Raw genomic sequence first — 14825 nt, forward strand, 5'->3', positions numbered from 1 at the left:
ATGTACGAACCCGATCCGACTGTCACCGACAGCATCTACGCGCTCGGCAACGCGTGGATCGACTTCAGCGACCAGCTGTGGGAGGAAATGTCCGCCATGGACGCGTCCGTCCACGGGATGCAGTGGAGCGGCGACGCCAACAACGTCGTCCAGGACGCCTGGAACACCCTGCACAACACGCGGATGCAGGTGGCCGTGGACGAGGCGCGGCAGGTCGGCAACAACATCAATGCGTTCGGCGACTACATCAAGCAGCTGCAGGCGGAGGAGCTGCACGAGGCGCAGATGGAGTCGATCAAGGCGCTGATCGAGTTCATCCTGCCCGCCGTCGCCGCCGTCACTCTGGCGGTGCTGCTGCCGCTCAGCTCGATCGTCGCGGCGATGACCGCGGTGCTGGAGGCCATGGGCGCGGTCATCGAGGGCGCCGCCACGGCGGCGGTCTTCGCCGCGGGCATCGTCACCGACGTGGCCATCCAGGCCGGTGCCCAGATCGGTTTCGACATGGCCGCGCAGGCGCTCGCCTCGGCCGTGACCGGCACCGCCATGCCCGACTTCGGGAGCAGCGAATGGTGGAAGGGCGAGGCCGTCAACATGGGCCTCGCGGGCGCCGGCAGCCTCATCGGCCCCGGCATCAAGGGCGTCGGAATGGCGAAGCAGGGGCTGAGCGACCTCACCCACGGCGGCTCGCCGGTCAAGGCCCCCGACATCAAGCCCGCCGAGATGACCACGCCCCACGGCGGCGGGGTCGCCGGCGCGCCCAACGGCGGCTTCGCCGGGGGCGTCAACCCGACCCTCAAGTCGCCCGGCTCGATGACGCCGCCCGGCGGCGGCGCGAAGGGCATCACCGGCCACGCGGAGAACACGCCGTTCGCGCCCAACGGGGCCACGCCCGGCAAGGGCGGGCCCGGCGAGACCTTCACGAACGGGCCGAAGAACGTCTCCGCCCCGCCCAACGGAGGCGCCGTCGGCGGAAAGGCGCCGGTCGAGCCGGGACGCCCCACCCCGAACGCCACCCGCCCCGACACCTCGGTCACCGGCGGTACGGGGCCCACCAAGACGACGGCCTCCCCGAACCCGGCCCACGCCGAAACCTCGTCGTCCGTCGGCGGGCAGCACACCCCCGTCACATCCAAGACGTCCCCCCCGAACGAGACGGCCCACCCGTCCTCGTCGAGCGGGAGCACCGGCACTCCGACGGCCAACAAGCCGTCCGGTACGCACCCATCGGCGAACGAGCACGCCCCGAACAGCCAGACCCCGACGGCGAAGGGCAACCCGGCCGAGGGGCAGCACTCCACCAACTCCCCGACGCCTACGAAGACGTCGGAGCAGGTCGACCACGCCCCCAAGAAGTCCGCCGGGGAGGGCAACACCACCGACACGAGCGTCGGCGAGGAGGGCACCCACCAGCAGCACACCGGCTCCGAGGGGACGCCGGTGAAGGCCGGGGACGAGGCCGTCTCGGTGGGGGGCCAGGCCCAGAAGGGCGCCCACGAGACGTCCGTGGTCCAGCAGGCGAAGACGGAGCACGTCAACGGGGGCACTGCCAAGACCGAGAACATCAACGGCGGCACCGCGAAGACGGATGCCACCCATACCGGCGGTCCGAAGACGGAGAACGTCAACGGGGGCGCCGCCAAGACCGAGACCACCGGCGGCGCCGCCAAGACGGAGTCCACCACCAGCGCCGTCAAGACCGACAACGCCCAGACCGGCGCCGCGAAGTCGGAGCACACCGGCAACGCCACCAAGACGGAACAGACCCACACCGGCGCGTCCGAGAAGCAGAACCAGAGCGCGTCCGCCCAGAAGCAGCACGCTCAGGACTCGGCGGCGAAGGAATCGGCCGCCGCGAAGGACACCGCGAAGGACACGGGCAAGGCGTCCGCCACCACCAAGGAGACCCAGTCCGGGACCTCGGCGACGAACACCTCGTCGAAGGGCACCGCCGCCGACAAGACCGGCGAGCACGCGCCGACGAAGGCCGAGACGAAGACGGAACCGAAGGCCGAAACGAAGGCCGAAACGAAGGCCGGTACCAAGGCGGAAACCAAGGCCGAGACGAACGCCTCCGCCGGGGACACCGAGCACACCTCCGCGTCCTCCGGGAAGAAGGCCGCCGAGGAACACGAGGTGGGGGCCGAGGGCGAGAAGAAGGTCACCGCCGACCGGCAGACCGCCTCGCACGCGTCGGGGTCGGGCGCCCCCGGCGAGGGACACGCCGGGCCCGCCGCGAAGCACGACGCGGGCGAAGCCGCCCAGGCCAACGCGGCGAAGGAGCACGCGGGGCCGTCCGCCGCCAAGAAGCTCGCGGACAAGTTCACCGCGGCCAGGAAACAGGCCAAGTGGGATGACGTGACCGGCTCGGTGAAGAAGGACTTCGCCGACAAGCTGCGGGCGGCGGATCAGGTCAAGGACCTGGCGTCGAAGGAACACCTCCACGCGGGGCTGAAGAAGGCGCAGCAGCAGTTCGCCAAGACCGCCAAGACGTCCAAGGCCCTGCAGGACCTGGACACCGCCGAGCGGCAGACGGTCTTCGACAAGGCCGTGGACGAGCTGCGCGCCACGCACGAGAAGATCTTCGGAAAGCTCCGCGACAACCCGGATGTCACCACGGCTCAGGTCACCAAGGCCGAGCAGCAGTGGCAGCGCGAGCTGAACAAGATGAACGACACCTACCGCGGGCGCGCCAAGCTGTACCGCCTGGAGGAGGAGTTCGAGCACCGGATCGACGGCCTCGTGAACAAGGCGAGGGGGGAATGGCGCGGCCTCGACGAGGAGTTCGCCGCCTCCGCCGTCAAGGAGTACCGCGCCGGCCTCGAAAAGGCCGCGGACGCCTCCTCCGCGCCGCTGAAGGAGAAGCCGCACTGGCAGGTCCCGGACCCGCGGGACCGGTTCACCTCGATGGCCGACGACCTCAAGCACGGCATCATCGACGAGACCATCCGGAAGAACGCGTTCGACGACATTCTGGGTCAGACGCACAAGGACATCGACAGCAGGCTGGCCGCGGCCCGGGACACCGACCCCAGCTGGTCCCACAGCGACCTGCAGGAACTCGCCGACCGCTACCACGAGGGCGCCCGGAACCACTTCGCGAAGATGGCCGGCGAGGAAGGCGCCAAGGCGCTCCACAAGCCGCTGCCGAAGAAGCTCACCCCCCAGCTCAGCGGCAAGGACCTCAAGGCCGCCGAGGACAAGGCGCTCAAGAAGTGGGGCCCCGAGCACGACACCATCGTCAAGCAGCTCGAAGCCGAGCTACAGGCGACGGAGGACGTCCGGCACTTCGTCTCCGAGCTGCCGACCGTTCTCGACGACACGCTCCTGAACGCCTCCTTCAAGGACCTCGGGCACGGCTTCGCCGGCCGGTTGCAGCACACCGACAGCGTCCACGCCTCCCTCAAGAACGACGCGGAGCAGCTGCTCGCCGACCTCAAGAGCAAGCCGGTGGGCACCGACGCGTCGGACCTCTCGGCCGGGACCGCGTCCGGACTGTCCAAGCTGGACCGGAGCATCGCCGACCGCTTCCGGTTCGAGGCCGAGGCCCACGACCTGTGGGACCCCCACGGCCCCACATCCCTGCCGCATGCGAAGGATCTCGGCGGGCAGGGCGACTGGGTGCGGTCCCGGCTGCACGACCTCGCGAAGGACGCGGTGGCCGACGTCCGCAAGGGGCTCGGCGGCACCGGCTACTCCGGCGCGCACGTCAAGGACGCGCTGTCCCGCCTCGACACGGACCTGACGGGTATCAAGAAGTCGGCATCCGAGCTGGCGCAGACCGCCGAGCACTTGCCGAAGGTGAGCCGCGACGCCGAGCAGGCGTGGCACGACCTCACCGGCGGCCGCAACGACCTCGACGCCGCCGTGATGGAGCGGATGAAGGCGGACTTCCGGCACGAGTGGCTGTCCGGTTTCGACACGGTCCATGCGGAGGGCCACCTCAACGGCGGCAGCTGGACGCCCCCCGGCCCGCACGGCTCGTCCTACCCGCACCCCGCCCTGGCCGCCGATCACGCCGTGGCCAAGGATCAGCTGCTCGGCCACTACCAGCACGTACTGGAGGTGTCCGAGGAGCGGAACATCCATCTGTCGAAGCTCGCCTCCGACGTGGAGAAGGCCGCCGCCGGCTGGAAGCCCCTGGATCAGCGGCTCACGACGCCGCTGAGCGCCGTGGACAAGGCCGCCCTCGCGGAGGCGAAGGCGACGGCCGACTTCCGTGAGCTGGGCGGGCTTCCGGAGTTCAAGCCGGCCGCCGCGGACATCAAGGCCGTCCTGGACGAGGTCACGGCCGACCTCCACGCCGAGTTCGACAAGCTCGTCAAGGCGCCCGTCCCCGGCAAGGCCGGGCCGGCGTCCCTGATCGACTCCTGGGCGGACGTCCACAAGAAGCTCATCGACGGCCTGCCGGAGCGCTTCGACGCGCGGGCCCGCGGGGCGGCGCACGACACCGACGTCACCAAGGCGTTCGATGACCACCTGTCCGGCCCCGCGTACCGGCAGGAGCCGCTGCCCAAGGACCTCGTCGACCTCGTCAAGTCCAAGTACACCGCGGAGTTGCAGGCCAAGCAGGACGCCGCGGGCGGCAAGGAACTGTCGCCGGCCGATCTCCACGAGCTGGGCGACCCCGCCGACCGTCTCGCCTTCGCGAAGGAGGTGGAGGCCCGCACCGACGCGTTCATGAAGCACTACGACGCCGCCGCCGGCAAGCGGGGCGCGGACATCGGCAGCGATGCCTTCCGCAACGACGGCAGCCGGGAGAGCTGGCGCCTCGGCGTCCGCGACCAGTTGCTGGACGCGTACAAGGACCTGCGGCAGCTCCGCGCGGACGGCGTCGCGGGGCCGCACGCCGTCGACCAGGCGCTGCACAGCCCCACCGCCCGGCTGCAAGAACACCTCCGCCTGGAGCAGGACGTGCTCCCGGGGATCGAGGAGAAGCTGGAGGACGCCGCCCTCCGGCACGACATCGGCGCCGCCGACGCGCCCTTCACCAAGGCCCTGGAGAGCCTCAAGAAGGACCTCGCGGACGCCGTGAACGACGCCTTCGGCACGATCCGCGGGGAGAAGTGGGCGCCGCACGCCGTCGACAACGCCGTGCAGGAGGCCCGCGGGGCCGCGGATCTGATGCTCGGTGAGCGGGCGCTCGCCAACCGGGTGAAGTACCACATCGAGGTCGAGACGCACCTCTCGAAGACCCGCAACGCCGTGGAGAACGACCTCCTCGGCGACTACCACGAGGCCACCTACACCCGCGTCGCGGACGAACTGGCCGCGAAGATCGAGCAGCTCGCCGAGGTGCACCTCGGCGAGCTGCGCACCGGCCGGCGGACACTGCTCGGCGGTGAGCTGGACCCCGCGTTCCGCGAGTGGCGCAACGAGGCGGACACGCTCTTCGGCGACCGCTACGCGCACCTCGACCGGGACGCGGCCCGCCATGACGCGACCGTCGAGGCAGGCGAGGTGTTCGAGAGCAGGTTCGGCGGCCACTCGGCCTTCGACGACGTGCCCCATATCCCGGACTGGCACGGAAGCGCCGATGTCGTCTCCGCCTTCCGGGACGACTGGGTGGCCCTGAACGACCACTTCCGCCACCCCGCCGCCACCGATCTCACGTCGTGGCTGGCGACGGAGAAGAACACCGTCGACGCGTTCCGGCAGGGCGCCGAGAAGGTCCGGGCGGCGGAGGCGCTCCGGTGGGCGGAGCAGTGGGAGAAGCACGGGGCGACGCCGGCGGCCAAGAGCGGGCCGGACGGTGCGGCCGGCGGCCTGGACGGCGCGGGCTCCCCCGGAGCCACCCGGCACTCCCCCGGCCCGCAGAAGGTGCACGAGCCCGAGCCCGCGGGGGCGCAGCAGCACACGCACCAGGAGCAGGCGCCGCTCCGGCACGCCCCTGAGAAGGAGACCGCCCCGACGCGGCAGCCCTCCTCGGAGCAGCAGACCCCGGGGACCCGGAAGCCGGAACAGCTCACCGCGGACCGGAAGCCGCAGCACCTCACCCCGCAGGAACAGAACCCGGCGCAGCACGGCACCGCGCAGGAGCAGGTCCAGGACGTACAGCAGACCGCCGTCGGTCAGAAGTCCCCGGCCACCTCCCGGGACCTTCAGCAGCACGCCGGCAAAAAGGCGGTCCGGGAGGCCGGGGCCCAGGGGCAGCGCTCCGTCCGGCAGCGCTCCTGGGACCACTACTCCCAGCTCCGGTCCGGCAACGCGCACCCCGGCTTCCTGCAGACCTCGGCCGCCCGCCGGATCCAGCAGGAGTTCACCGACCACTTCGCGCACGCGGTCGAGCAGGACGGCAAGGCCGACAGCGAGGCCGCCGGCATCGCCGCCGAGGCGACCTTGCCCAAGTGGCAGCGTGCCTACGAGAAGTGGCACGAGCGGCAGGTCCTGCAGGACGAGTTCCGCCAGGCGCTGGCGGCGGGCCCGCTCACCGCGCGACCCGGCGTCATCCAGCACAAGCTCTGGGAGAACAACCTCAACGCACACCAGCCGCACTGGGACCACACCGCCCGGAGCTGGTACGACAGCCACCTGACGGAGCTGAAGCAGGAGTACGTCGAGCTGCGGTCCGCCCAGACGCCCGAGGAGCGGGCCCAGGGGCCGGCGCCCGCGGTGACCAAGGCGTTCCGGGCCGCCGCGCTGCGCCTGACCGACCTCGCCGAGCCGATGTCGCATCTCGACACGGAGCTGAGCCGGCGGACGGCCGGTTCCGGTCCGCTCCGGCATCGCTGGAGCGAGTCGACGGTCACCTGGTTCGAGGCCGAACAGCACGCCCTGCGGACGCAGTCCAGGGAAGAGCTGGAGCGCGCCCCGCACACCCTGGACGAGATCACCGACACGTTCGCCGCGCGGATGCGGGAGCTGCACCGGATCGCCGAGCTGCGGGAGCAGCCGCAGCCCGACGACGAGACCGTCATGTACACCCCGGTGCCCTCGCACGTCCCCGCCGACGACTGGCGGATCCCGGTGCTGCGGACGGCCGAGCAGAAGCTGCAGTCGGTGTACGAGGGGCTGCTCGACCAGGCGGCCCGGGACGCCGCGGCCCGCCGGCAGGACCACGAGACCGCATGGACCTGGTTGGCGGAGCACGCGGACGAGCTGTCGCCGCAGCAGGTGCAGCAGCTGAGCGACGACGCGCTGCGCGTCCGTGAGGTGGGCTCCGGCCCGCAGGAGATTCGCGAGGCGCTGCAGGGCCACAAGGCTCTGGAGACCGCGCGGGCGCAGGCCCTGCGCAAGGCGCGGGCCGCGTTCGACCGTGCCGCGCACGCCTGGCGCCACGCCCTGCCCGCCGCCGGGCGGACCGGGCCCGCCCACGCCCTCGACGACGCGTCGGCCGAGCAGGTCGTGCAGGAGGAGTGGGCGCACTTCGCGCAGAAGCTGGACGTCCACATCCGGACGACGTTCGCGACGGAGAAGGACACACAGGGCGACCGGCTGCGGCGGAACCTGCGCCTGGGTGTCAAGCAGCTGGGGGCCCTGCTCGACGAGCTGCCCGCCGCCCTGGATCTGCGGGCGCACCTCGCGTCGGAACTCGCCCACGCCGACCGGCGGTTCGACGCGGTACTGCAGAACCTCACCACCGAACTGACGGATGGTCAGAAGGCGCTGCTCGAAAAGTTCGGCGCCCAGGACGCCGGCCTTTCCCGGAGCGGTGCGGATCTGGTCCGTGAGGAGATGCACGCCGCGCTGGACGCGCTCTTCCGCCGGCACGTCCCGGACGGTCTCGCCGCCGCGGTGCACGGCGACGATCCGGCCGGACTGGCGGAGTGGCAGCGGCAGTTCCACGCCGTGCTGGAGACCCTGCCCCACCGGCTGACCGTGCAGCTGGCGCGCGAGAGCGTCGTCCTGCGGTCCTGGCAGGACTTCGACGTCACCGTCGCGGCGCTGAGCGAGCCGTCCCGCCTCGCGACGCAGTTCCTCTCCCATTTCCCCGGGCTCGCGCCGGAAGTGGCGCTGCCGCTGGCGGCGCGGTCGGTGCGGGCTTCCTTCGCGGCGTCGGTGAGCGACGCTTTCGCCCGGACCTTCGGCCACGGCTGGGGGCCCGGGAGCTTCGAGGAGTGGGAGGCGACGTACGCGAAGCTCGCCGGCGAGGAGCTGGAGTCACGGCTGACGATCGCCGCGGCCGAGCTGTCCGCGCTGGCGCAGGCGGACACGGTCTTCACCGAGCAGCTCGCCGACTGGCGGTCCGCGAACCCCGGAAAGACGCTGGACGACGAGGCGGCCGGCCGGGTCTCCGACGCGTTCCGCACGCGTGTCGCGGACGCTTTCCGCACCTCGCTCCGCGGCTCGTTGTCCGAGCCCGACCAGCTGTTCAGCGGCCTGGTGGACTGGGGGCGCCGCCTCCGGCGGCTGGAGTACGAGCTGCCCGCGCACCTGCACTTCGAGGCGGACGCGCCGGGCACGCTGCGGGCCGCCGCCGAGGCGTTCGGGAAGCTGGCCGACGGCCGCCCGGTCGACGAGGGCGACCTCGCCCGCCTCGCCCGCGAGCACCAGGAGGACTTCTTCGGCGTCTACCGCGCGCTGTGGGCGCCGCGCGACCTCGCCACGTCCTGGCTGCGCGCCCACGACCACACCCGGAAGCCGTCCGCCACGCAGTCGCCGACGGACACCTCCCTGCACGAGGTGTCGCTTCCCGGACGGTCCGTCGTCGCCCCCGGGCAGACGTCCGTCCCGTCCGGGGTGCAGTCGGGCCACACCGCTCCCCCGGTGTCCGATGACGCCACCGGGTCCGTGCAGCTCCTCTCCGAACCGTTGCCGCAGGCGCCCTCGTCCGCCACGGCGACGCAGGACCCGGCCGACGCGCCGGCGACCGCCCGGGACCGTGCCGCCGCGGTCCGGCGGGCCCAGCAGGAGCTCCGGCGGGCTCAGCGCGAGGTCGTGGCCGCGCTGCGGAAGTACGACGCGCTGCTCGCGGCCGAGCGGAGCGCCAGGAACACCTCGCCGGGCGGCGCGACGGCCGGCTTCGAGCAGGCCGTCGAGGACGCCTCCGCCATGCTCGACGTGGTGCGGAAGGCCCTGGCCGACGCCACGGCGCGGTGGGAGGCCCTCCAGCGGGCCACGGTCGGGGGCGGGACCGTGCACGCGCCGACGGGCCCGGTCACCGTGCCGCCGGTGCAGGCGGACGTGCCGGTCCTGCAGGTCGGCGAGGAGCCGTCCGGCGTGCCGATGCCCGCGCTCACGGAGACGGAGCGGGCCGCGCTGGAGCTTTCGGTCCTGCTCACCGGGCCGCAGCCCGCCGCGCCCGAGCAGCTGGTGGCGCTGGTGCACACCTTGCCGCGGCCTGCCGACGCCTTCGAGGCCGACGCCCTCGACCGCGCCTTCTTCCAGCTCACCCAGTTCACCCTGCCCGAGGCGCTGTTCGTGGCGCAGGGGGCGGGTCAGGGGCCCGGCTGGCTCGAACCGGCCTACGCGGTGCACGTCCTGACCCATGTCTACGGTCCGCGTCATCCGCTCGACGACTGGGACATCGACCTGCGGCACACCGCCGAGGGCGTGGAGACGTGGCAGCTGCCGCAGGTGCAGGCGTTCGCGCAGGTGCTCCGCTTCCAGCTGGAGCACGGACTGCTGGAGCAGACGTTCCATCTGCTCTCCTGCCTCGGGCGTGATCTGCGCAAGGTATGGGGCGTCGAGGACGCGTACCGGACGTTCGCCGACAGGGGGCTGCGGGAGACGCTGCTCGCCGTGGCGCCGCGGTCCGCGGAGCGCATCGGCGTACTGCTGGGCGACGGCCCGACCCGGCAGACCGCCACGCTCGACGAGGCCCGCGCCTGGTACGCGTATCTGGAGGAGATGCGGTACCAGCACCCCGAGCTGGGCGATCTGCCGGTGCCCAACAGGCACCCGGAGGACGGGTGCTACCTGCGGGCGCACATGGCGGCGATGAAGCTCCTCCAGCAGGGCGCGCCCGTCCGGAAGATCACCGTCGCCCGGGTGAACCCGCAACTGACGGTGCGTTCGGCATACGCGCGCAACGCCCGTCCGGGCGCACCCGGAACGGTGCAGTGGCAGTACCACATCGCCGCCGGCGTGCCTGTGCGGCTGGACGACGGCACCGTCGTGTTCACGGTGCTGGACACGGCACTGGCGAGGGGGCCACTGCCCTACCAGGAGTGGCTGGCCACGATCGGCGTGTCGCAGTCCGAGGCGCAGACGCTGATCGAGGGCCCGGCGTTCCAGGTCGTCGACCAGCTCAATGCCGCCCACGCGGCGCGGCCCCATGAGTGGACCGACATGGGCGGCCTCCTCTACTCGAACCAGGCCGTCACCGTCATCACCGACCCGTCCGTCTACTACTTCCCCTGCCCGGGGCGCGCTCCGTTCACCTCGATGCGGCAGGCGGACGCGCTGCACCAGTCCCTGCTCGATTCGCTCACCTCCTACACGATGGAGCAGGAGCTCCGGGACCTGCTGCGGGAAGCACACGAGGGGGCCCAACGCCACTACCAGTCCCTGGGGACGGCGGACGCAGAGATCTGGGCCGTGGGGATGTACGACCGGCTCGAGCTGTACGGGCTGCTGGAGCACGACATCTTCCTGACGGCTCAGCTGACCGGCCTGCTGCCGTCCGACCACCCGGCACTCACCGGCACGGGCGGGCCGGCGGCGAACCAGGACGCCGCCCTGGCGTACTGGGCGGACGGCGAGATCGTCGTGCCGGAGCACCACACGCAGGCCGCCGGACCGCCGCGGCCCACGGTGCCGGGCCCCCGGAAGACCGGGGCCTGGCTGCGGGACACCGGGCGGCCGCAGCCCCTGTCGGACGACCCCGTGGTGCGGGAGTGGCTCGCGAAGCTCGCCCCCCGTCGGCCCGTGGTGGTCCAGGAGGCGGATCCCACGGCGCTCCAGCTCAAGACGGCGGACGGCGACCTCGTCGCGGCCGACGACCTCGACAGCGTGATGATCGTCGCGCCCGGAACCAACCAGCCCGTCGGCCGGGCCTACCACACCGAGAAGGAGACCCTCGACCGGGCACGGACGCTCATCGACCTCGATCTGACCAACCCGTACTTCGCGCACTTCGACCCGGCGCAGTCGAAGGGCGGCTTCCCCGCGGTACCGCAGGACGCGATCGACACCGTGCCGTACCAGCCCGGTGACCAGGTGTACCTGGCGCTGCTGCACGCCCAGGACGGCTGGCTGCTCGTCTCGGACCACGACGAGCCGGTCCGGATGTCCGCGAAGCAGTTCGCCGTCGGCGAGCTCCGCAAGCGCCCCAGTCTCCGTGCCCTCAAAGCCCGCACCAACGGTGACGCCTGGATCGTGCTGGCCGCCTGTGAGGCGGGGGCCCAGGACGAGAACGGCGTCTCGATCGCGCAGACCATCGCCGATGTGACCGGCATGAAGGTCGCGGCCACCACCACCAAGCTGGCGCCTGCCCCGGGCTTCAAGGAGTTCAGCTTCCTCGTCTACCCCGACGCCCACGGCAACCGGGGCGAGTTCCTGACCTTCCACCCGAACCGCCGCCCCACCGCCGGGCCCGTCACCCGGCCCGCCGGGCCGCCCAGCCTCGCCCAGGTGCCGCTGCCGGTGCCCCGGGGCAGCGCCCCGAACGCCCCGCAGCAGCTCGACGCCGCGACGGCGGGCGGCACGACGCCCGTCGCCACCGCGCTGCCGACACAGTCCGCGCCCCCGCTCCACCCGGAGACGGACGCCCAGAGCGATGCCTCCGTGACGAACGGGAGCGTCGTGCGGGATCCGTGGGACGTGCCGTACGCGGACGCCTTCGTGATCCGGCACGGCCAGCTGTCGACGATGGCCGCGCAGATCGCGCGGGAACTCGACGAGGCGGGCCCGGGATCGGCTTCGCTGCTGGTGGTGAACGCACAGGGCGCCGACTCCTTCCAGTTGTACGCCGCCAACTTCGACGGCACGGTGCGCTGGATCCGGTCCGGGGGCGGGACGGTGCACACGACGGAGCAACTGTCGTTCCCCGGCCGGCAGGTCGATGTCCTCACCCTCGACCTGAACGCCGACGCGACGCTGCGCAGGGGCGGCGACGGCGGCACGGACACGTTCCCCGGTGAGCTGTCCGGCATCCGGGGACGCTTCACCGTGGTCGCCGCGCCGCCGCGCACCGGCGAGCCGCACGAGGAGGCGCTGGCGGGCCTGGCGGACCTGTACCACAAGCCGCTCCCGCCGATCGGTTTCGGCGCGGCGTACGGCACCAACGCCGACGACGCGCAGTACCCCCTCGGCATGTTCGGCACCGTGCTCTCCTTCCGCGGCGCCCGGTTCGACGGCGCCAGGCTGCCGCACGCCCGGCAGCACACCGGAAACCGGGCCGCGACGGAGCCGCACGCCGCCTTCGCGGACCTGGTCGTCGAGCTGCTGCCGCGGACCGACGCCACGCTCCGCGGCCACCTGGAGTCCTCGGTGCGCGCCCGGATCCGGGCGATGATCGCGCAGTGGGGTGCCCGGGACTTCGCCCGGCGGCTCGTCGACGGCGGGCTGGACGTCCTCGTCCCGGGCGCCCGCCGCACCGAGCACACCGTCCACGTCCGGATCACCGGCATCGTGCGGGACCGCGCCTCGCTCACCGAGTCGCCGTACCGCCCGCACGGCGAGAAGAACATCGGGCTGCAGGAAGCCGCGTCGGACCGCTCGACGGGGACCGGCGAGACCGTGAGCAACAGCCGCGACGTCAACGTGGGCGTCTCGGTGCCGCAGTCGGTGAGCGGCGCCGCCGTCACACCCAAGGCCGGATTCGGCCTCTCCTCGTCGCAGTCCTACGGGCAGAGCCGCAGCACCAACGCGTACAGCAACCCCTCACTGGGGCTCAGCGGTGAGCTGTCGCACTTCTCCTTCGCGGACGCCCGGCTGGTCGTCACCACGACCGGCCCCGGGGTGCAGCCGCAGGAGCAGACGCACAGCACGCCCGGCGACCTCCTCGTCGCCTTCCCGACGGAGCTGGTGGCGCTCGCCACCGACGACGCGGGAGCGCAGTGGCACCACCTGGGCGACCGTCCCGGGCCGCGTGCGACCGCCCGGCTCACCTCCGAACTCCTGCGGTTCTTCTTCATTCCGCAGCAGGTCGGCGGCGTCGGCGCGATCCGGGACCGGTTGCTCGGCGACTACCGCACGGACGCCCGGCCGGGCAGCGCGCTGCACGAGTTCCTGCACCACCGGATCAACGAGCTGAATTTCCTCGGCGATCTGCCGCGCATCCTGGACGGCGGGATGCCGCTGCCGCAGACGACGCTGAGCGGCGGCAAGAGCCTCACCACCCGCCTGCGGGGGCAGATGCTCGGCTTCCGGCGCATCGGCGAGCCCTCCGCCGTCCCCGCCGTCCTCAACAGCCGCTGGCTCGAACTGCAGGGCGCCGCCACCAGTTCCGGCAGCGGCTTCTCGGTCAGCGGCGGCGCGACGTTCGGCCCCGGGTCCGGGCAGCTGCCGTCGTGGCTGGCGCTGTCGGCGCCGCTCACGCTCGACCTCGGCACGTCCACGTCGTTCAGCACCTCCGGCGATGTCGGCGGTGGCCGCTGGCACTCCGTGCGCTACAACGGCAACACCGTGCCGTTCCTCCTGGACCTGGAGATCGAGGCAGGTTCGCGGCCCCTCGGCGACCCCGTCGGACGGGAGCACACCGTCCGCGTCACGGTCGTCGTCCGGGTCCCCGAGGAGCTGGCCGACACGTTCCAGAAGACGCTCCGCCAGGTCATCGACGAGGAGACGCAGTCCGTCGGCGCGGAGGGGAACTCCGCCGTGTCCGGGCCGCTGCCCCTCACCTTCACCCCGGAGGCCGAGGCGCCGCAGCCGGTCGTCCCCGCCGAGCTGCGCACCCCGCACGGCAGCTCGGGGCTGCACGGACCGGTGGGCCTGTCGGGCCTCACCCGGACGAACAGCGAGGGCCGGCAGCTGCCCACCGACATCCGGGCGCAGCTGATCGCGCAGTTCCTGGAGGCGGAGCGGGTCACCGGCATGCCGGAGTGGACCGCGGAGGAACTGCGGTCCTTCGACGCGTTCCTCGACACGCATTTCCACACCCAGTCGCTGAACGCCCGCTTCACCGAGCTGTTCGGCGAGGACGGGCTCCACCGCACCCTGACGCGGCCGCTGGCCGGCCAGGACACGGAGGTGATCCGCTTCCAGGTGCGCGCCGAGCGGGTGGCCGACGAGGAGGGGAACGTCACGCCGCTGTCCGCCGTGCACCTGGAGCAGGCGGGCTTCGATCTGTGGCCCAGCGCCATGCGGGACTTCACCAACTCCGAGTCGCACAGCTCCCAAGCCGCGCTGACCCTCGGTCTGTCGACCGGCTGGGGCGAGAACGTCGCGCACGGGAGCAGCATCAAGCTGTTCTCCCGCAGCAAGACCGACAAGAACGGTCTGACCTCGTACGCGTACATCCTCTCCGGTCTCAACTACGCGGGCGCCGCCCACCAGTTGACGTACCGGACCGTGCTGTACACCTCCGTCACCGTCGAGCGGATCGCACCGCCGCGGCCGCTCGGGGCGCTGAACAGGAAGCTCCGGGAGCTGAGCGCGGCGGCGCACCACGAGCCGGTGGCCCCGACCACACACACCACGCCCGTCCGGACGGTCACCGGTGAGGCGCGGTGGCTGGTCCCGGCGCCCGCCGGGAGCACCGCGGTTCCCCCGTCGGCCACCGGCGCGGCGACGACGCCCGGCGGTCCCTTCACGCTGACCCAGTACGACCGGGTGCTGGGCGTCGCCGACACGGCCCGGGTCCGCGCGCAGGCGCGGGATCTGCTCGTGGCGCAGGGCGTTCCGCTCCACCAGGCGCAGCTGCATCTCGAAACGGCCCTCACCCATGACCAGTTGGTCGCCGCGCTGCACCTGGGCTCCGGCGCGGGCGCCCTGCACCTCGTGCT

At 72.4% G+C, this 14825-nt stretch carries 1 protein-coding gene (only partly in view); it reads left to right on the top strand.

Features of this window, described 5'->3' with window-relative positions:
* A protein-coding gene (locus ACZ4U4_RS15540; RefSeq protein WP_467873737.1) for a protein-glutamine glutaminase family protein crosses the window boundary here: on the top strand, positions 1-14825 show its start. It continues 16387 nt past the right edge of the window; only the first 14825 of its 31212 coding nucleotides appear in the window; the start codon lies at positions 1-3; its stop codon lies beyond the right edge, outside the window.

It is taken from the genome of Streptomyces sp. NPDC029159 (assembly GCF_055564055.1).